Source organism: Gemmatimonadetes bacterium SCN 70-22 (assembly GCA_001724275.1).
Taxonomy (GTDB): domain Bacteria; phylum Gemmatimonadota; class Gemmatimonadetes; order Gemmatimonadales; family Gemmatimonadaceae; genus SCN-70-22.
The window spans coordinates 75,628-94,242 of the sequence record MEDZ01000005.1; the positions used below are offsets into that span (position 1 = coordinate 75,628).

Sequence of the window (18,615 nt, forward strand, 5' to 3'; positions counted from 1 at the left end):
TCGTCGACATCGGCCAGGGCCGCGCCGTCGACACGATTGCCGTGGACGCGCCGCCGCACGGCTTGCGACTGAGCCCCGACGGACGCGAGATTCAGGGGGCGGTCTCGAACGACAACAGCGTGACAACAGCGTGACAACAGCGTCTCGGCGACCGCTACGCAAACGGCGCGGGAGGTGGTGCGCATCCCGATCGGGCGCTCACCCGTCCGGCTCGCCGTGACACCGGACGGTCGGTTCGTCTACGTCGCCAATGGCGCACCGAGACAGCCCCGGACAGCACGGGCTGGGTGATAGACACCCGGCAGAACGCGGTGGCCGTTACGCTGATCACCGGCCTGGACGTCACGACGCGTATCCTGAGCTCCGCCGCATGTTCGTGCAGCAGCGTGACCGCGGCCAGCGTCGGCACGTCGCCGGCACAGACCATGACGGCGTCCGGCTCGGTGCCGCGGTCGTTGCTCGCCCACTCCCAGATCTTCACTCCTGCCGTGCAGTGGTTCACGGCCGCATCCATGTCGAGGAATTGGAGCGACGGCTGCTTCCCCGCTACGATCACGTTCACGTAGTTGCGGCTCCCGCCCAACCGAATGACCTTGGGTCGAAAGGCGACTGAAGGCGTGGTCAAGAAGCCTTGAGGGGACCTGTGCCAGGTGCTCGCTTGAGGACTCGCCTGCGTAGCTTCCGTAGCCGGCCGGATGCGATCGTTGGCCGCCCGGATGCCCACGACTGAAGAGGAGCTACGACGCAGATGGAAATGGCAAGCACGGTCGATGCACTGGTCGCACCCGGCAAGGGCATTCTCGCCGCCGACGAGAGCCAGGAGACGATTCGGAGGCGCTTCGAGCCGTACGGCATCGAGCCCACCGAGGAGAACCAGCGCCGCTACCGACAGATGCTGTTCACAACGCCGGGACTGACGGACCACATCAGCGGCGTGATCCTGTTCGACGAGACGATACGGCAGAGCACCGACGACGGTCGGCCGTTCGTCCAGCTCCTCGCGGCGAATGGCATCCTCCCGGGGATCAAGGTGGATGCCGGCGCCACCCCGCTGGCCGGGGCACCGGGCGAGCGGATCACCGAGGGGCTCGACGGGCTGCGCGCGCGGCTGGAGGAGTACCGGACGCTGGGTGCCCGCTTCGCGAAGTGGCGCGCCGTGATCACGATCGGTGCCAACCGCCCGAGCAGCTACTGCCTCGACGCGAACGCGCATGCCCTCGCCCGATACGCGGCACTGTGCCAGGAGGCCGGGCTGGTGCCTATCGTCGAGCCAGAGGTCCTGATGGACGGCACCCACTCGCTGGAGCGGAGCTTCGCGGTAACGGAGGCGACGCTGCAGCACGTCTTCGCGGCCGTTCGAGCCCAACGCGTGGTACTCGAGCACCTCCTGCTCAAGCCCAACATGGTCGTACCCGGCCCGGGCGGTGCAAACCGAGCCAGCGTCCGCGACGTTGCCGAGGCGACGGTGCGCTGCCTGCAGCGAACGGTGCCAGCGGCGGTGCCAGGCGTCGTGTTCCTGTCCGGCGGACAGGACGCAGTGCTCGCCACCGCACACCTGAACGCCATGAATGCCATGCCGGAGGCGCATCCGTGGCCGCTCAGCTTCTCCTTCGCGCGGGCACTGCAGGCCCCCGCACTGGAGGCATGGCGTGGCGAGGCGGCCAATGTCGTGGCGGGGCAGCGGGCGTTCCTCCACCGTCTCCGCTGCAACGCCGCGGCCAGTGAGGGGCGGTACACAGCTGAGATGGAGAGGGAGCGGTCAGCCGCTGCGCTCGCGGGGGAACAGAGCGACTGACCGTGCGTGTAGCCGTCGTCTGGCGGGAGTCGGTGCCGTGCCAGTCGGGCTTCTCCCGCCAGAGTGAAGACCTCGGGGCTGCCGGCGCGCCGAGCGCGCCAACGCTTACGGGCCAGGTTCCTCCCCCAGCGCCGCCAGCGAGAGGGCGTCGCGCGACGCCGCATCCATCCGTAACGGATGCCCTACCGTCGCGCGACGATCAGGGCAGCGATGATCAGCAGGGCGATCCAGCACGACCAGTACAGCGCCTCGAACCACCAGACGCGTTCGCCCCCGCCCTCGCGCTCGATCCGGTGGCGCTCACGCATGCCCCACGCGTGGAGTACCGCCCCGGCGACGATCAGGACTACCGCGTAGCGCCCGACGTACGCGACGGCCAGCGCGCCCAGGCCGGCGCCGAGTGCGCCGGCCCCGGTACTCGAGACGAGCTCCGCGCGTTTCAGGCGCGCGCGATGCCGCCGATCGGCGAGATCCGTCGGCATGCGCGTCGGTCCGGTCGGCGGAGGGGGACCATCGACCATAGGGCTCGTCATCCGACGAAACGGTTGCACAACCCGACCGGCTCAGTGGCGTCGTCCGGCTCGAACACGCACGCATACGTCGACGACGCCGAGTCGGCGCCCCGCGTCGGCAGGGCAGACGAGGAGCCGCGCTCCACCGTCGCCGCCCCACCGATCGGTGTCACGTCGCTCCTCGGACAGCACATTGCTTCGGGGTGATCGGTGGGCCCCATGGCCGTGAAGGGCATCGGACTCAGCCCGGCCATGGCAGCACGATCGCGAGAAGCAGGACGAACGAGGCGACGGCGAGCGCCGCACGCCCGCGCCCGAGCCCCGGCTCCTCGTGCTGGGCCGGTGGATGCCCGGTGCCGGCGAAGGCCCACGCGATGAACGCCCACATGAGCCAGTGGCGCGAATAGAGCAGCCCCGCCGCGACCATCAGCGCGATGACGCTCTGGCCAAGCAGGGCCGCCCGGCGGCGCCCGAGCAGGGCGTAGGCGATGTGGCCGCCGTCGAGCTGCCCGACCGGCGCGAGGTTCAGCGCCGTCACCACGAGGCCGATCCAGCCGGCGAAGGCCAGCGCACCGAGCTGCACGGCCTCCTGCGGAGAGGCGCCGGTGACGAGCGTATAGATTGCGCCGAAGAGAAACGACGACGCCGGCGTCGTGCCGCCGTGCACGACGACCGCCTCGCCGCGCAGGCCGACGGCGAGAGCGACCAGCGCGGCGGCGAGCCCGGCGAGCGGACCGGCGACCGCGATGTCGAACGTGGTGGCGCGATCGCGCGCGGCACTCCGCATCCGAATGAAGGCTCCGAAGGTGCCGAGGAAGACTGGCGCGGGAATGAAGTAAGGGAGCGTGACGTCCACCCCCCGACGGCGCGCGACCAGGTAGTGCCCGAGCTCGTGGATGCCGAGGATACCGACCAGCGCGAGTGCGTACGGCACACCGAGCATCCACCGCGCCGGCTCGACCAGGAGGTTGACGCCTTGGTGCAGCGCCCCGGCCCAGGTGGTCGTGACGAGCGTGGCCAGGAAGAGGACCGCCGGCCACAGTGAGGCAGCTCGACGGCTGCCGCCGGACGAGAGGCTCGTCACGTCCGTTTCGCCGACGGCACCAACATCCTCCGCCAGCGGCTGGCGCCGATACGTCTCCACGTCGGGCTCTCGCGTCATCGTCTCCTCGTGCTGTTGCGTCATTGTGCCTCGCGCCATCACGACTGTCACGACTGTCGCATCCGAATGCCGGCCGTTGCTTCGCCGGCGATCAGCGCGACCAGACCGAACAGCGCCTGGCTGCGATCTCCACCGCTGTACGCGAATGATGCCGGCGCAAGCTGAGAGGCACCTGAGGCCGGACTGAGGGCACAGTGGCGGACCACGCCGACGCGCGCCGTGGCATGACGCTCGGCGCGACGCGACCGTCGTCCTCATGCGGCATTCACCGCGTCCTCATCCAGCCAGCGCATCGTACGGCTTCGGCGCGACGGGAGTCCTCGGCGATCGCGTGCGCCGACCGCTCGACGGTGGCGCCCACCGTCCGCGTGGAGCGTGGAGACGATGACCGATTCCTGGATTCTCTGGTTGGACGACCTCGGCCTCGCCGACGTGCTGCGGGTGGGCCGTCGCGGAGACGGTGCATGCGCGCCCCGGCAACCGCACCACCCTGAAGCGGCACGTCCTCGACGAGCAGGGCGACGTGCCGGCCACGGCTCGCAGCGTAGGGCAGGAGATCGGCGTCAGTGGCCAGGCGCCGAGCGACTATCCGGAGTTCGCACGCTTTCTGGTCGAGCAGGGCATCGACAGCATCTCCCTCGCGGCCGCGACGGCGCGTCCGCCGGGCCGACCGCCGCACCAGCGGGGGCGCTCGATCCTGGCGTCGGGGAGGATATCCGCTCTGACCGCGCGTGGCGCGTACGATGAGGCCGGTGAGGCGAGCCGCGATCCAACGGCGGGCGCCGGTACCGCCGGTACGCTGGCTGGCACTCCTGGCCGTGACGGTGTTCGCCGCGGTGTGCTACGTCGGCATCAAGCTCGGCCTCGCGGACGCCCCACCGCTCGTCTTCGGCGGCCTGCGCGCTTTGATCGCCGGCGTGGTCCTGCTGGCGGTCAGCGCGTCGCTGCGGACGCCCTGGCGGCCGGCGCGGCGCGACGCTTGGCCGCTCGCGCTGCTTGCGCTCACGGCCACGACCGCGACCTACGGGGCCATGTTCGCGAGCCCCGCGCAGATGGGGGCAGGGCTCGCCTCGGTGCTCGGCAACGTGCAGCCGCTGCTCGTCCTCGTGCTCGGCGCCCTCTTTCTTGGTGAGCGGCTCACCCGGGGCAAGGGCCTGGCACTGGCGGCCGGCCTCGTGGGCGTCGGGTTGATCCTCTATCCGGCGATCACCGCCCCGGTCGGTGGCGGTGGGTCGGCGATGGGCGCCTCGTTGGCCCTCGGCGCGTCGGCTGGAGCGGCGGTGGGGAGCGTCGTCGTGAAGCGCATCCGGGTCCGTCCCGGGCTCGTGGCTCTCACGGGGTGGCAGCTCGTCATCGGGAGCGTGCCGCTCCTGATCATGGCGGCACTGCAGCCGGGCGGCCTCGCGATCCGGTGGACGGCGACGTTCGCCCTCGTACTCCTCTTCCTCGCGCTCCTCGGCACCGCGCTGCCGACGACGCTCTGGTTCTGGCTGTTGCAGGACGAGGATGCGGGCCGCCTCTCGATGTTCCTCTTCCTGATCCCGGTGCTCGGCCTCGGGCTTGGCGCCGTCGCATTCGGCGAACGGATCGGCGTGCTCGAGGGAGCCGGCGTGCTCGTCATCGTGCTCGGCCTGGTCGCCATGTCCCGGGAGATGCGCCGCGCTCCGTCACGAGACCGGGCGGTCGACCCATCAGCGCGCCCACGCCGCGCCGTGTGACCGTCGGCTCAGCCGGGCCACAGGTGACGTTCAGCTTCCGGCACGATGCTATCATCATCGGGTCAGAGCATGCGCGACGCCGGCTACGTCGGTGTGCGAGCCTGACACCCCCACTACCCCCCACTACCCGCCGCTCGCCACGGCCCGATGTCGCCCGGCGGCAGATCTTGAAGGTCGTGATGCACGCCTCAATCCTGGTTCCCCTCGACGGCTCCCCGCCGGTCGACACCCGCCACGGCGTGACCACGAGACGCATCACCACGCAGTGGAGACATCCGGGAGACATCCGGAACGGCTCCGGGGAGGCCCCACATGGAGTGGCTCAGGGAAAACTGGTTCTGGCTCGTCGTCACCATCCTGTTCCTGTTCGTCCACATGGGTCACGGCGGTCACGGCGGTCACGGCGGTCACGGCGGTCACGGCGGTCACGGCGGCCACGGCAGGCGTGACGGCGACGACCGCCGGGTCGGTGGCGAAGGGCCGCCGAGCGATGCCGATGACGTACCGGATGCCGACGCACGACGGGCGCCTCGTGGTCATCGCCACTGAGTGGCCGGGCCCGCACGCCGGCTGCGACGGCTCACGCTCGTCGCGCAGGAACGACGGTGCACCATTCTGACGGAGAAGCCACCATGCTCGACACGAAGCTCGTCTCCTGGTCCCTCGGCATCTGGGCCGCCATCACGTTCCTCGTCTGTGTGACGCACGGCCTGATCGTCCCGGAGAGCCTGCACATGCGCCCCTTTCTCGAGCAGGTGCTGCCCGGCTTCCAGTGGCTGACGTGGCGCGGCTTCCTTCTCGGCCTGGTGGAGAGCTTCCTCTTCGGCGCGTACGCGGGCCTCGTCTTCTGCCCCGTCTACAACCTGCTGCGCCGACGGCTTGCACCGTCGGCGGTCGCGCGCTGACCGCCGACGGCTCGACCTGTCGGGAGGATTCCCGTCGGTCGGATCGGGAAGCGGAACGGCTCAGGAGGCCGACGGGCGTGCCCGATCACGGCACGCACGCCGGTACACGGTCTGGTACCGCTCCACCGATCCCTCCCACCCGAAGTCCCGTGCCATGGCGGCGCGGACGAGGCGCCGCCACGCCACCGGCTCGCGGTGGTGGTCCAGCGCCCGCCGCAACGCGGCGACGAGGCCGTCCGGCGTGTACTCGTCGAACAGGAATCCTGTGACACCGTCCTCGATGGTGTCGGCCAGCCCGCCGACTCGGTGGGCGACAGGGATAGCCCCGTAACGCTGCGCGCGCATCTGCGTGAGGCCGCAGGGCTCGTAGCGCGAAGGCATCAGCAGCAGGTCGGCGCCCCCCAGCAGCACGTGTTCCAGCCGGTCGCGAAACGCGAGCTGCACGGCCACGCGGTCGGGCATCGCGGCGGCGAGGGCCGTCAGTGCCCGTGCGTATTCCGGCTCTCCCTCCCCGAGCACCACAAGCTGCACCGGGACGCTCGCCGGGACCTCTGCCGCCAAGAGGAGGTCCAGCCCCTTCTGCGCGGCCAGCCGGGCGCAGACGGCGACGACCGGTATCGAGTCCGACACGGGGAGGCCGAACGTGCGCTGGAGCGCCGCCTTGCAGAGCCGCTTGCCCGCCAGGTCGCCCACGCCGAACGGGGCCGCAATGTCGGGGTCGCGCGCCGGATCCCACACCCGCTGGTCGATGCCGTTGGTGATGCCGACCAGGCGGTCCTCGAGCGCGACGAAGGCGCCGTGCAGGCCGAAGCCGGTGTCGGGCGCGCACAGCTCGCGCGCGTGGGTCGGGCTCACAGTGACGACGGCGTCGGCGAACGCCATGCCTCCCTTGAGCAGATTCACGCGGCCGTACCACTCGAGCCGCCGCCAGTCGTACAGCCGCGCGGGAAGACCGAGCCGCGGCAGCGTCTCGGGCGCGCAGTGCCCCTGATACCCCGCGTTGTGGACGGAGAGGACGCTGGCGAGGCGCTGGTGGAACGGATCCGCCGCCCAGTCCGTACGCAGGTAGACCGGTGCGAGGGCGGTGTGCCAGTCGTGGGCATGCACGACGCGCGCTTCGGGGGCGACCCAGGGAAGGATGGAGAGCGCCGCCCGGCAAAACAGTGCGAAGCGCCAGGGGTTGTCCGGGTAGTCCGTCCCACCCTCACCGTAGAGGCCCGGTCGGTCGAAGGCATCCGGGAGATCCAGGAAGAGGACGCGCGCGGGTCCGGACTCCCCCACCTCGTCGGCGTCGGGCGCGGCTTCGAGGATCCGGGCCTGCGTCGACCAACCCGCGAGCTCCACCGCGAAGCGCGGCCCCACCGGCTGGAGGCGCGGGACCCTGTCGCGCACGGCCCGATAGAGGGGCATCAGCACGGTCACGACCTGACCGGCGGCACCCTGGTGCCGGGCGAGCGCGGCGACCGCCTCGCCCAAGCCCCCTGTTCGCGCGAACGGCCAGCACTCGGCCGTCAGGTGCACGACGCCGCCCGGCTGGCCGAGTGCGGGCGAGCGGGGAGGGCGTGGCGTGGCCACGCGTGTGGCAGGACGTGCTGCCGGGAGCGAGGCGCGGCCGGCCGGTACGGCCGCCGCGCGGTACAGAGCGGATTTCATCGTGCGAAGTATGAGGGAGCCTGCCACGTCCCGACGGCGCGCCGCACTCCACGAGCGCCGGATGGTTGCCGAATGGTGGTCACGCCGCCTGAACGGTCGCTGAGGACCGCGTGAATGCTGGCGGTGCGCACGTCGCGGACGTCGCGGACGTCGCGGACGTCGCGGAATCGCATCTCTCACTCACCCGCGCCTCAGGCGCACCTCAGGTGGCGGACGTATGCTGTGGAGGACAGGACAATGGCCGCCTCAGCCCCGGAGCAATACCATGTCCCACCCGTCGGACCCCACGGCTCCCCACGCAGGCGCCACGTCCAAGGTCCCGGCTTATCAGGCGCCTCCCGCACCGCAGCACTCGATGCGCGTCGCGGCAGCGTCGGCCACCACGGCCGCCGAGCCCCGTCCCGATCCGGCGACGGAGGCTCGGCGCTGATGGGGCCCACGCCCAGCGACCGGCCATCCCACCGGGGGTCAGTGCCTCCCGCCGGTACGCGTCGCGGCCGCGGTCGCGATCGCGGCCCGTCACCGTCGGGCACGCACCGCGTGCGAGCGCTCGGGCAGCGCCTCGGCGCGGCCATGACCCCGGACTGCGGCTGGCCGGAGCAGTTCCGGCGTCTACGCCGGAAGCTCATCTGGGCCGCGGTGATCCTCCTGGTGGTCAGCGTCCCGGTGCTCGTCTTTGCGCTCGTCGGCCTGCCGCACGTCCTCCGTAATCCCCTCGTGCGCAACGTGCTCTCGGCGGGAGGCGTCGCCGGCGTCCCCGCCGTCTCCGACGCGCGCTTCGGCGCGACGGCGACGCTGCTCACCGGCACGAGGCTCACCACAGGGAACCGGATCGAGGTCCTCGCGGACGGCGACGGCACGTTTCCGCGCCTGTGGGCCGACCTGCGCTCGGCGCGGCGCTCCATCACCGTGCAGATGTACTACGCCGGCCCCGGAGCGGTGGCAGACAGCGCCACCCGCATCCTGGCCGGCCGCGCGCGTGCCGGCGTGGACGTATACTTCCTCTACGACTCGTTCGGCGCGCAGGACTTCCCACAGCGCTACCTCGACACGCTCCGGGCGGCCGGTGCCCGCACGGCCGAGTTCCGGCCGATCCGCTGGTATGCCCTCGATCGGGCGAACCACCGCTCCCACGTCCGCGGCGTCGTCGTCGACGGCGCGGTCGGCTACACCGGCGGCTTCGGCCTCGACGACAAGTGGCTCGGGCGCGGGCGAACGCGGGCCGAGTGGCGGGAGACGAACGCCCGCTTCACCGGCCCGGCCGTGCGGCAGTTGCAGTCGGTCTTCGTCGCCAAGTGGGCCGAGGCGACCGGGGAGCTCCTGACCGACATCGCCCTCGAGCCGGAGGTCGATTCGCCGACGGATAGCCCGTATCCCGTGCCGGGGGAGCGCAGCGCCACCGCCGGCGCTACCGTCGGTGCGACGCCCGCATCCATGCCTGGCGATACGGCGGCCCTGCTCTACAGCCCGCCCCTCACCGGCAGCACGACGGCCGAACGGTTCCTCGCGCTGTCGATCGCCGGGGCGCGCCGCACGCTCTACGTCAGCAACGCCTACTTCGTCCCGCACGCGGACTTCGTCGAGCTGCTCGCCGCTGCGGCGCGGCGCGGGGTGGACGTGCGCATCCTCACGAACGGCGCGGAGACGGACGTCAGGACGACGTGGCTCGCCGGCCGCAGCCGCTACGAGTCGCTGCTCGCCGCCGGGGTGCGCATGTACGAGTACCGGCCGACGACGATCCACGCCAAGACGTTCGTCGTCGACGGTGTCTGGACGGCGGTGGCGACGATGAACTTCGACAACCGCTCGCTCGCCTACAACAACGAGGTCGCGCTGGTCACCCGTGATCTGCGCGTCGGCGCGACGCTGGACTCGCTGTTTCTGGAGGACCTGCGCTTCGCCGACGAGATCCGGCTCGACGAGTTCCGCCGCCGCCCGTGGACGGCGCGGCTGCTCGAGCGTGGCGCCAGCGTCATCGCGGGCTTACTCTAGGGCATGTGCTTCTCCGCTACCGCCAGCTTCACCGCCGCTGTCGTGCTCGTGCCGGCGGGCGCGCTCACGGCACGTCGTGCCTACACGACCGACCGCCGCTACCTGGCGATCGGCGTGCTGCCGCTCCTCTTCGGCCTGCAGCAGTTCAGCGAGGGGATGGTGTGGATGGGGGGGGCGCGCCAGGCCCCCGCGCTCGTCGCGGCCTTCTCCCTGGCCTACATGTTCTTCGCCTGGTTCCTCTGGCCGGTGTGGGTGCCCTTCGCCACGCTGTTCGTGGAGCCGTCGCGGCGGAGGCCGCTCTACCTCCTCTTCGCCATCGCCGGCGGGACGCTCGGGGGCCTGCAGTACGTGCCCTACTTCGCCCACGACGGCTGGCTCGTCACGACGTTCCTGAATCGAGCCATCGCCTACGGGGGCACCGAGCTGCTCGACTTCGTGGTCGGCCGGAACGCCACCTACGCGATCTACCTCTTCATCATCACCGCTCCGCTGCTGATCACGTCGGACCGCCGCCTGCGGGTGTTCGGCGTGCTGGTGAGCCTGGTCTTCGTGACGACGTACCTGTTCTTCCGCTTCGCCTACATCTCGGTGTTCTGCTTCGGCGGCGCCCTGATGTCGCTCTATCTCGTGTACGTGATCTTCCGCCTGAAGCCGCGACGGCCGGCGGGCGACCTCGCCGCCGCGTAGTGCCGCGCGCCGCCGCTCACGCACCGAGGAGCTGGCGCCCTGCGGCGAGGATCGCGACGAGCCGCTCCGGGCTCTCCGCCTCGGCGTAGCAGCGTACCAGCGGCTCCGTCCCCGAGGGGCGCAGCAGGAACCACGCGCCGTCCGCGAGCAGGAACTTGCCTCCGTCGATGCGGTTCACCTCGCGCACCGCGACGCCGCCGAGCGCTGATGGAGGATCGGCGAGCACCGCCGCCACTCGTGCCCGGACGTCCGGCGTGAGCTCCACGTCGACTCGACCGGTGTGGAACGCCCCGACGCGCCGGAACAGCTCCACCAGCTGCTCGCGGATTCCCTTGCCTGTGCGCGCCACCATCTCGGCGACGAGGAGGCAGGCGAGCACCCCGTCCTTGTCGGGGACGTGGCCGGTGATCGCGAGCCCCGCGCTCTCTTCGCCGCCGAAGACGGCGCTGCCGTCGGCGATGCGCGCGCCGATGTACTTGAAGCCGACCGGCGTCTCGTACACCGTCAGCCCGTGCGCGGCCGCGACGGCGTCGACGAGGTGGGTGGTCGCGACAGACCGGGCCACCCCTGCACCACCTCGCCAGCCACGCGTCACGGCCAAGTAATCGAGCAGCAGCCCGAGCACGAGGTTGGGCGCGACGAACGTGCCATCCTCGTCCACCACGCCAAACCGGTCGGCGTCGCCGTCGGTCGCGAGGCCCAGCTCCGCCTCGCCCTCCGCGACGGCACTCGACAGCTCGCGGAGCCCCGTCTCGTCGGGATCGGGGCGGCGGCCGCCGAAGTACGGATCGCGGTGATCGTGGAGCACCGTGATCCGCGCGCCGGCGCGGCCGAGCAGGTGGTCGAGGTACCCGCGCGCCGCGCCGTACAGCGGATCCACCACGATGGACGGCCGCTGGCGGCGGATCGCCTCGAGATCCACCAGGCGCGCGAGCCCCTCGAGGTAGTCGGGCCGGGCATCGACCGGGCGCGGCGCGGCGCGGGTCGCGTCGGCGACGGCCCCGCGGTCCGCCGCCGCGGTGACCCCAACGCCGGCGAGCACGTCGATGCGCGCCTCGATGGCCCGCGTCGTCTCTGGCAGGGCGGGTCCACCCCAGGCCGGCGTGAACTTCACGCCGTTGTACTCGGGCGGGTTGTGGCTCGCCGTGATCGTGACCGCGCCAGCGAGTCCTCGGCGGATCACGTGCAAGGCTACCGCCGGTGTGGGGGTCGCGGCCTCGCAGAGGAGCGGGCGCAGCCCGCCGTCCGCGAGTGTCTCCGCCGCGACGCTGGCGAAGCGCTCGCTGAGAAAGCGCGTGTCGTAGCCGACGAGGATCTCGGGTGCGCCCCGCGACGCCGGCGCCGCCGTCTCCCGCACGTGTTCGGCGATGGCACGGCAGACGAGCCGCACGTTGGCCACGGTGAACTCGTCCCCTAGCACGGCGCGCCATCCGGACGTGCCGAACCGCGGCGCCATCGGGGGCTCGGCCGCCGCGAAACGCTTCTCATGGGTTGCTGGTGCCATCCCGCCTCCTCGTCATGCTCCTGACCGGTTCTCTCCTAGCACCTGCTCATCGCGCGCCACGTGCGGTCGGGAGGACTGCGAGTAGAGGGTAACGCGCGATGCTGATGCTGGGCTGAGGGCTCGCTGAGCAGGAAGGTGACGCCACCACGGGCGCCGCCCTGAGTCCTCATGGGCGCCTCAGAGCGTCTTCAGCTAACGCAGCTACTCTTTGGTACTGCGCACAGTTCCGGCTGAAGCCGATACCCACTGGGTGGAGTATCCCATGTTCACCTCGATCATCGTCCCGTTGGCCGGCTCCTCGCTTGCCGACCCTGCTCTACGACTGGCCCTCGCTGTCGCCCAGCGTGTGAACGCGCCGGTCGAACTCGTGCACGTCTACGAATCGACGAGGCAGACGCTCGGCGCGCCAGTTCGCGACCCCGCGTATATCGAGGAGGAGCGAGGCCGACTCCGCCAACGATTCGCCGCGCTCGCCACCCGGCTGGACATCACCCGCAACGTACTGGTGACAGCGACTGTTCTGGACGGGGAACCGGCCGAGGCGCTGTGCCGCCACACCACCGACAGACGTTCGGCCCTCATCGTCATGGCGACGCACGGCCTCGGCGGCAGGAGCCGCGAGTGGATCGGCAACGTGGCCGACGCCGTCGTGCGATGGTCCCACGCACCCGTGCTCCTTGTCCACCCCGGTGCGGTCGGCCACGCGGAGGCGACCGGGCCGCTGTTCCGCCGGGTTCTCGTGCCGCTCGATGGCTCCGAACTCGCCGAGTCCGTCCTCGCCCACGCGTTGGCGTTAGGCGATGCCGCGGCCGGCGTCCAGGAGGCGACCGCGTTCGAGCTGCTCACCGTCGTGCGCTCGCGCTCCGGCTACCGACGCTCTTCGCCGAACGGACCGCCTGCGCGCGACCAGGAAGCTGGAGATCCGCGAGGTACCGTGGGTGACGCGGAGCGCTACCTGGCGCACTTGGCAACGGAGCTCGAGCGATGCGGCACGCGCGTGTACTGGCGCGTCGTCGCGCACACACACACGGCGCACGCCATTCTCGAGCACGCGCGAACAACGTCCGCTGACCTCATCGCCCTCTCGACGCACGGGTGTGGCGGACGCCGGCGACGCCTCGCTCACAGCGTGACGGACGAGATCATGCTCGGAGCGTCGATGCCGATCCTGATATGTCACCCTGATACCGACACCGCCGCTGCCGCAAGTCGGCGACACCGGGCCATCATCCGTCTCGCGTGAACACCGGCTCGTTACTCCCAGGAGCGCGTCGCCATGTCGGACGTTCTCGCCTGGGGCATCGTACTCGCCGCGCTCATCGTGCTCCGAAACCCCGGGGTCACCGGGCCGGCCACACCCAATCGCGGATCTCGGGCATATCGTCTCCGTGCTCGGCGATGTACTGCGTGTGCTCGATGAGCTTGTCCCGGATGGCCTGCTTCGCGTAGGCCGCGACGGCGCCCAGCTTCGGCACGCGGTCGATGACGGCCGCCACCAGGTGAAAGCGATCCACCTCGTTCAGGACGACCATGTCGAACGGGGTCGTGGTCGTCCCCTCCTCCCTGAATCCGTGGACGTGGAAGTTGCCGTGATTGGTCCGGCGGTAGGTCAGCCGGTGGATGAGCGACGGGTAGCCATGATAGGCGAAGATCACCGGCCGGTCGGTCGTGAAGAGCGTGTCGAAGTCCCGATCGGCAAGGCCATGGGGATGCGCTTCCGCCGACTGGAGCCGCATGAGATCCACCACGTTGACCACGCGCACCCTGAGCTCCGGGGAGAGGTCACGCAGCAGACTCACCGCGGCCAGGGTCTCCAGCGTCGGAGTGTCGCCGGCGCAGGCCATGACCACGTCCGGCTCGGTGCCGCGGTCGCTGCTCGCCCACTCCCAGATGCCGATGCCCGCGGTGCAGTGCTTGATGGCGGCATCCATGTCGAGGTACTGGAGAGCCGGCTGCTTCCCGGCCACGATGACGTTGACGTAGTTGCGGCTCCGCAGGCAGTGGTCGGCGACGCTGAGCAGCGTGTTGGCGTCGGGCGGCAGGTAGACGCGGATGACGTCCGCCTTCTTGTTCATCACCACGTCCAGGAAGCCCGGGTCCTGGTGCGAGAAGCCGTTGTGGTCCTGCCGCCAGACGTGAGATGTCAACAGGTAGTTGAGCGACGCGATGGGGCGCCGCCACGGGATATCGCCCGTGACCTCGAGCCACTTGGCGTGCTGGTTGAACATCGAGTCCACGATGTGGATGAAGGCCTCGTAGCAGGAGAACAGGCCGTGGCGACCGGTGAGCAGGTATCCCTCGAGCCACCCCTGGCAGGTATGCTCGGAGAGGATCTCCATCACGCGACCGTCGGCGGCCAGTTCCTCATCGTCCGGCGCACGATCGGCTACCCAGGTGCGGTCCGTGACCTCGAAGAGTGCGCCGAGGCGATTGGACGTCGTCTCGTCAGGGCCGACGATGCGGAAGTTCCGCCGCTCCATGTTCAGCCGCATCACGTCGCGCAGGAAGGCGCCGAGCACACGCGTCGCCTCTGCCACCTCCACACCGGGCGTCGGTACGGCGATGGCGTAGTCGCGGAAATCGGGGAGCCGGAGATCGTGGAGGAGCAATCCGCCATTGGCGTGCGGGTTGGCTCCCATCCTCCGGCGCCCCTCGGGTGCCAGTGCCGCCAGTTCGGGGATCAGGGTTCCGGCCTCGTCGAAGAGTTCCTCGGGGCGGTAGCTCCGCATCCACTCTTCCAGGAGCCGCACGTGATTCGGCCTCGTCGCCAGCTCCGCCAGCGGCACCTGGTGCGAGCGCCAGCTGTCCTCCGTCTTCCGGCCGTCGACCTCCCTCGGCCCAGTCCAGCCCTTGGGGGTGCGCAGGATGATCATCGGCCACCGGGGACGCTCGACCTCACCGTCGTCGCGCGCGGCCGATTGGATCGCGCGGATCCGTTCGACCACGGTGTCGAGCGTCGCCGCCATCGTCTGGTGCACGGCCGCGGGCTCCGCGCCCTCGACGAGGTACGGCTCGTAGCCGTAGCCGCGGAAAAGGCTCGCCAGCTCCTCGTCGCCGATCCGGGCGAGGATCGTGGGGCTCGCGATCTTGTAGCCGTTCAGGTGCAGGATGGGCAGCACCGCGCCGTCGGTGACCGGGTTCAGGAACTTGTTCGAGTGCCACGCCGCGGCGAGCGGCCCGGTCTCGGCCTCTCCGTCGCCCACCACACACGCGACGATGAGATCGGGGTTGTCGAAGGCGGCGCCGTATGCGTGGGCCAGCGAGTAGCCGAGCTCTCCCCCCTCGTTGATGGAGCCGGGCGTCTCCGGCGCCGCGTGGCTCGGGATTCCACGGGGGAAGGAGAACTGCTTGAAGAGCCGCTGCACCCCCGTGATGTCGCGGGAGACGTCGGGGTACAGCTCCGTGTAGCTGCCTTCCAGGTACGTGTTCGCGACCACGGCCGGCCCACCGTGTCCGGGCCCCGCGACGAAGATCATGTCCAGGTCGTCGCGTCGGATGACGCGATTGAGGTGCGCGTAGATGAAGTTCAGCCCCGGCGTGGTCCCCCAGTGGCCCAGCAGTCGTGGCTTGATGTGCTCCAGTGTCAGCGCCTTGCGGAGCAAGGGGTTGTCGAGCAGGTAGATCTGCCCGACCGACAGATAGTTTGCGGCGCGCCAGTAGGCGTCGATCGAGTGCAGCTCGGGCGGTGAGAGGGGTCCGCTGGCCGCAGTGGCGCGTGTCATCGTCATCGTTCCCGCCTCCATTGTCATCGCTGCCACAGGATGTCCAGCGCTTCCAGCGGAATCCGCGCCTGGGGGTGGTACGGCACCAGACGTGGTGTGTAGTCTCCCGCGTCTCGCGAGGCGGGAACGCTCGCTTCGTACTCGTAGCCACCTAACGATCCCTCCACCGCCCGGGCACCCATCGTCTCTCTACCCATCGCCCGAGCGCGCGTCATCACCCAGCGCGTCGGCTCGCCGTCGTCGGAAAACGCGCCATTGGAAGGCTCGGCGTAGAGTTCGACGCGCACCGACTCAGGGTCAAGCCCGCCCAGATGGACCTCCACGATGAACTCGTGGCGGCCAGAGTGCGTCTCCACGCGCGTCGGGCCGAAGCGCGCCTCACCCCAGAGCTCGGTGAGGTGACGTTCCCACTTGCCCAGCCGGTCCGCCATCAGGCCCCCGTCTGCGGCCCGCGCGCGATAGGCCTCCGCGGCGGGCAGGTAGAAGCGCTCCGTGTACTCGCGCACGGTGCGGTTGGTGGAGAAGCGCGACGTCAACGCCGCCATGCTCGCGCGCATGCGCGCGAGCCAGGCCGTAGGGATCCCGCGCTCGTCACGGGCGTAGAACGCCGGGACGACCTCGCGTTCGAGCAGCGCGTAAAGCGTCTCCGCCTCGGCGGAATCCCACGTCGGATCATCGCCACGCTCGTGGCCATCGCCCAAGGCCCACCCGACGTCCGGGGTGTACGCCTCGGCCCACCATCCATCCAGCTCCGACAGGTTGAGTCCCCCGTTGACGAGGACCTTCATGCCACTCGTCCCGCTCGCCTCCCAAGGGCGGCGCGGCGTGTTGATCCAGAGATCCACGCCCTGCACCAGGTGCTCGGCGAGGAGCAGGTCGTAGTCGGGGATGAAGATGATGCGCCCCTCCACCTCCGGATGGCGACTGAAGCGAACCCACTCAGCGATCATCGCCTGGCCGGCAGTGTCGGCGGGATGCGCCTTACCGGCGATGACGAGCTGCACCGGGTGGTCGGGGTCGGTGAGCAGGCGGAGCAGTCGCTCGCGGTCATGGAGTAGGAGGGTCGGGCGTTTGTAGGTCGCGAAGCGGCGGGCGAAGCCGATGGTCAGCACAGCAGGGTCGAGCGCCGTCTGCGCTCTCTCCACCTGCGTCGATTGCGCGCCCGCCGAGACGAGCTCCCTTGGCAAGCGCTCGCGCACGTAGTTCACCAGACCTTCGCGGTTTGCGGTACGAAGCGCCCAGAGGTCAGCATCGGGAACGCTCGCCAGTCCGTGACCCACGGCCTCCATGGTGCCGCGCCAACGGTCGGCGCCACACGCCTCCGTCCACAGTGCGTCGGCGGCGGCGGAGTCCCACGTAGGGACGTGGATGCCGTTCGTCACATGCCCGATCGGAACCTCGTGCTCCGGTCGCCTCGGGAAGAGTGGGCCGAAGAGCCGGCGGCTCACCGCACCGTGCAGCCGACTCACGCCGTTCACGGCTCCGCTGCCGCGCAGGGCGAGGTACGCCATGTTGAACGCCTCGCCACGATCGTGCGGATTCTCGCGACCCAGCGCCAGCAGGTCGTCCAGAGGGACCCCGAGCTCCTGCTTCGCGTACCGCCCCAGGTATTGCTCCACGAGCGACGGCGCGAAGCGGTCGAAGCCGGCCGGCACGGCAGTGTGCGTGGTGAAGAGATTCCCCGCTCGGGTGGCCGTCAGGGCCGTCTCGAACGAGCACCCGTTCTGCTCCGCGAAGCGCCGTGCGCGCTCGAGCACGGCCAGCGCCGCGTGCCCCTCATTCAGGTGGCACACCTCCGGCGCCAGGCCGAGTGTGTCGAGCAGGCGCCAGCCGCCGATGCCCAGCACGATCTCCTGCTGCAGGCGGAGCTCCGGATCGCCGCCATAGAGCTCGCTCGTGATGGCGCGTGCCGCCGGCGGATTGGCCGGGTCGTTGCTGTCGAGGAGGTACAGGATCCGGCGACCCACGCGCACCTGCCAGGCGCGGAGCCGGATCGGGTAGGCCGGCCAGGCGAGCTCCACCCGCAGCCACTCGCCCGTCGCATCGCGGACCGGCGTGATCGGCAATTGGCCGGGATCGTTGTATGGGTACAACGCCTGCTGGCTCCCGTCGGGCCGGATAGCCTGCCGGAAGTAGCCCTGCTGGTAGAGCAGGCCGACGCCGATCACCGGAACGCCGAGATCGCATGCTGCCTTGAGCTGATCGCCGGCCACATTGCCCAGCCCACCCGAGTAGATGGGGAGCGCTTCGCTCAGGGCGAACTCCATGCAGAAATACGCTACGCCGGTGAGCTGGGCGTCGGGGTGGGTGCGCTGGAACCAGGCCGGCGCATCCAGATGTCGACGCCGGTGCTCCAGCAGTCGCTCGATCCGTTTCCGATTGGCGGGACCGGCGAGAAATGCCTCGAGCCGTGCCTTCGAGACTGTCTGCAGCACGACCCACGGATTGTGTGTCGCGGCCCAGAGCTCGGGGTCCAGCAGCGCCCAGAGCTCGTCGCCCCGATGATTCCACGCCCAGCGCACATCGAGGGCAAGCTCCGTCAATGAGTCCACGGTCGGTGCGTGGCGTGGTTCCTCAGGGGACGCAGTCTCCGGTTTCCGACGCGAAGGTCGTTTCGGTGGTGGCATTCGCCTCATCCTCGAGAACTCGATCGTGAATAGCCGAACGTCCTGCACGCGTCGGCCGATATTCGCGTGGAGCTGCCCCGTTCCCGCGTGCAGCCCAGTCGGGCCCACCGCTGATCGGGATCTCGACCTCCACATTGCGACGTGAAGCTGAACGACGCCTGAGCAGTGGATGAATGAGGGATTGCGTCCCGGCCTGCCGGTGGTCGCGATCGCGTCACGTTGCCCCTCGATCGTCCGTCTGTTCCCCTCCACGATCCCACTCACCGGTGCACGTGGCAACGCGGTGCCCTGAGACGTCGGAGGGTGGCAGTGGGCGTGTCGGGGCGGGGGGCGGCACG

15 protein-coding genes are annotated in these 18,615 nt (G+C 70.3%); 7 read left to right on the forward strand and 8 right to left on the reverse strand.

Going from position 1 to position 18,615, the window contains the following annotated elements; all coding sequences use genetic code 11:
* Positions 1–287: 287 nt before the first annotated feature.
* Both ABS52_04550 and ABS52_04555 read left to right on the forward strand, forming a co-directional pair.
* Complete coding sequence (locus tag ABS52_04550; protein ID ODT04526.1) at positions 288–566, forward strand: hypothetical protein; 279 nt, start codon at positions 288–290, stop codon at positions 564–566.
* Positions 567–748: 182 nt separating this feature from the next.
* Positions 749–1,795, forward strand: a complete 1,047-nt coding sequence (locus ABS52_04555; protein ODT04527.1) for a fructose-bisphosphate aldolase — start codon at positions 749–751, stop codon at positions 1,793–1,795.
* A gap of 182 nt (positions 1,796–1,977) precedes the next feature.
* Here ABS52_04555 and ABS52_04560 read toward each other — a convergent pair whose 3' ends face one another.
* From ABS52_04560 to ABS52_04570, 3 genes are read right to left on the reverse strand one after another with little or no spacing between them, the layout of a single operon-like run.
* Positions 1,978–2,316: a hypothetical protein gene (locus tag ABS52_04560; GenBank protein ID ODT04528.1), complete on the reverse strand. Its 339-nt coding sequence runs from the start codon at positions 2,314–2,316 to the stop codon at positions 1,978–1,980.
* An 8-nt stretch (positions 2,317–2,324) separates the two neighbouring features.
* Positions 2,325–2,561 (reverse strand): hypothetical protein, encoded by a 237-nt coding sequence (locus ABS52_04565; GenBank protein ID ODT04529.1) that lies wholly within the window; start codon positions 2,559–2,561, stop codon positions 2,325–2,327.
* Complete coding sequence (locus ABS52_04570; protein ODT04530.1) at positions 2,549–3,493, reverse strand: hypothetical protein; 945 nt, start codon at positions 3,491–3,493, stop codon at positions 2,549–2,551. The genes ABS52_04565 and ABS52_04570 overlap by 13 nt, the downstream gene beginning before the upstream one ends.
* A 794-nt stretch (positions 3,494–4,287) precedes the next feature.
* On the opposite strand from ABS52_04570, the gene ABS52_04575 reads away from it, so the two are divergent.
* Entirely contained in the window at positions 4,288–5,187 is a 900-nt protein-coding gene (locus ABS52_04575) for a hypothetical protein (protein ID ODT04531.1), read from the forward strand.
* Positions 5,188–5,442: 255 nt separating this feature from the next.
* Here the strand turns inward: ABS52_04575 and ABS52_04580 are convergent, their stop codons facing one another.
* A complete protein-coding gene (locus ABS52_04580; GenBank protein ODT04532.1) occupies positions 5,443–5,727 on the reverse strand; it encodes a hypothetical protein in 285 nt (94 codons plus the stop codon).
* 92 nt (positions 5,728–5,819) lie between these two features.
* On the opposite strand from ABS52_04580, the gene ABS52_04585 reads away from it, so the two are divergent.
* Positions 5,820–6,092 carry a hypothetical protein gene (locus ABS52_04585; GenBank protein ODT04533.1) on the forward strand — a complete coding sequence of 91 codons (273 nt, stop codon included), beginning with the start codon at positions 5,820–5,822 and terminating at the stop codon, positions 6,090–6,092.
* Positions 6,093–6,152: 60 nt separating this feature from the next.
* Here the strand turns inward: ABS52_04585 and ABS52_04590 are convergent, their stop codons facing one another.
* Positions 6,153–7,667, reverse strand: a complete 1,515-nt coding sequence (locus ABS52_04590) for a hypothetical protein (protein ODT04534.1) — start codon at positions 7,665–7,667, stop codon at positions 6,153–6,155.
* Between the two features lie 618 nt (positions 7,668–8,285).
* Between ABS52_04590 and ABS52_04595 the strand changes: the two genes are divergently transcribed.
* The gene (locus ABS52_04595) at positions 8,286–9,737 is read left to right on the forward strand and encodes a hypothetical protein (GenBank protein ODT04535.1); all 1,452 of its coding nucleotides are present in this window, start codon (positions 8,286–8,288) and stop codon (positions 9,735–9,737) included.
* Positions 9,738–9,740: 3 nt separating this feature from the next.
* Entirely contained in the window at positions 9,741–10,424 is a 684-nt protein-coding gene (locus ABS52_04600) for a hypothetical protein (GenBank protein ODT04536.1), read from the forward strand.
* Between the two features lie 16 nt (positions 10,425–10,440).
* Here the strand turns inward: ABS52_04600 and ABS52_04605 are convergent, their stop codons facing one another.
* The gene (locus ABS52_04605; protein ODT04537.1) at positions 10,441–11,880 is read right to left on the reverse strand and encodes a hypothetical protein; all 1,440 of its coding nucleotides are present in this window, start codon (positions 11,878–11,880) and stop codon (positions 10,441–10,443) included.
* Between the two features lie 310 nt (positions 11,881–12,190).
* On the opposite strand from ABS52_04605, the gene ABS52_04610 reads away from it, so the two are divergent.
* A complete protein-coding gene (locus tag ABS52_04610; protein ID ODT04538.1) occupies positions 12,191–13,171 on the forward strand; it encodes a hypothetical protein in 981 nt (326 codons plus the stop codon).
* Between the two features lie 97 nt (positions 13,172–13,268).
* Here ABS52_04610 and ABS52_04615 read toward each other — a convergent pair whose 3' ends face one another.
* Complete coding sequence (locus ABS52_04615) at positions 13,269–15,671, reverse strand: phosphoketolase (GenBank protein ID ODT04539.1); 2,403 nt, start codon at positions 15,669–15,671, stop codon at positions 13,269–13,271.
* A 2-nt stretch (positions 15,672–15,673) separates the two neighbouring features.
* The gene (locus ABS52_04620; GenBank protein ODT04540.1) at positions 15,674–18,202 is read right to left on the reverse strand and encodes an alpha-glucan phosphorylase; all 2,529 of its coding nucleotides are present in this window, start codon (positions 18,200–18,202) and stop codon (positions 15,674–15,676) included.
* Positions 18,203–18,615: the final 413 nt, after the last annotated feature.

Coding starts and splice junctions, on each gene's coding strand:
- ABS52_04560 (ODT04528.1), bottom strand. CDS start 2,316: ATGGTCGATGGTCCCCCTCCGCCGACCGGACCGACGCGCATGCCGACG.
- ABS52_04580 (ODT04532.1), bottom strand. CDS start 5,727: ATGACCACGAGGCGCCCGTCGTGCGTCGGCATCCGGTACGTCATCGGC.
- ABS52_04605 (ODT04537.1), bottom strand. CDS start 11,880: ATGGCGCCGCGGTTCGGCACGTCCGGATGGCGCGCCGTGCTAGGGGAC.
- ABS52_04600 (ODT04536.1), top strand. CDS start 9,741: ATGTGCTTCTCCGCTACCGCCAGCTTCACCGCCGCTGTCGTGCTCGTG.
- ABS52_04570 (ODT04530.1), bottom strand. CDS start 3,493: ATGACGCAACAGCACGAGGAGACGATGACGCGAGAGCCCGACGTGGAG.
- ABS52_04565 (ODT04529.1), bottom strand. CDS start 2,561: ATGGCCGGGCTGAGTCCGATGCCCTTCACGGCCATGGGGCCCACCGAT.
- ABS52_04585 (ODT04533.1), top strand. CDS start 5,820: ATGCTCGACACGAAGCTCGTCTCCTGGTCCCTCGGCATCTGGGCCGCC.
- ABS52_04615 (ODT04539.1), bottom strand. CDS start 15,671: ATGGAGGCGGGAACGATGACGATGACACGCGCCACTGCGGCCAGCGGA.
- ABS52_04610 (ODT04538.1), top strand. CDS start 12,191: ATGTTCACCTCGATCATCGTCCCGTTGGCCGGCTCCTCGCTTGCCGAC.
- ABS52_04555 (ODT04527.1), top strand. CDS start 749: ATGGAAATGGCAAGCACGGTCGATGCACTGGTCGCACCCGGCAAGGGC.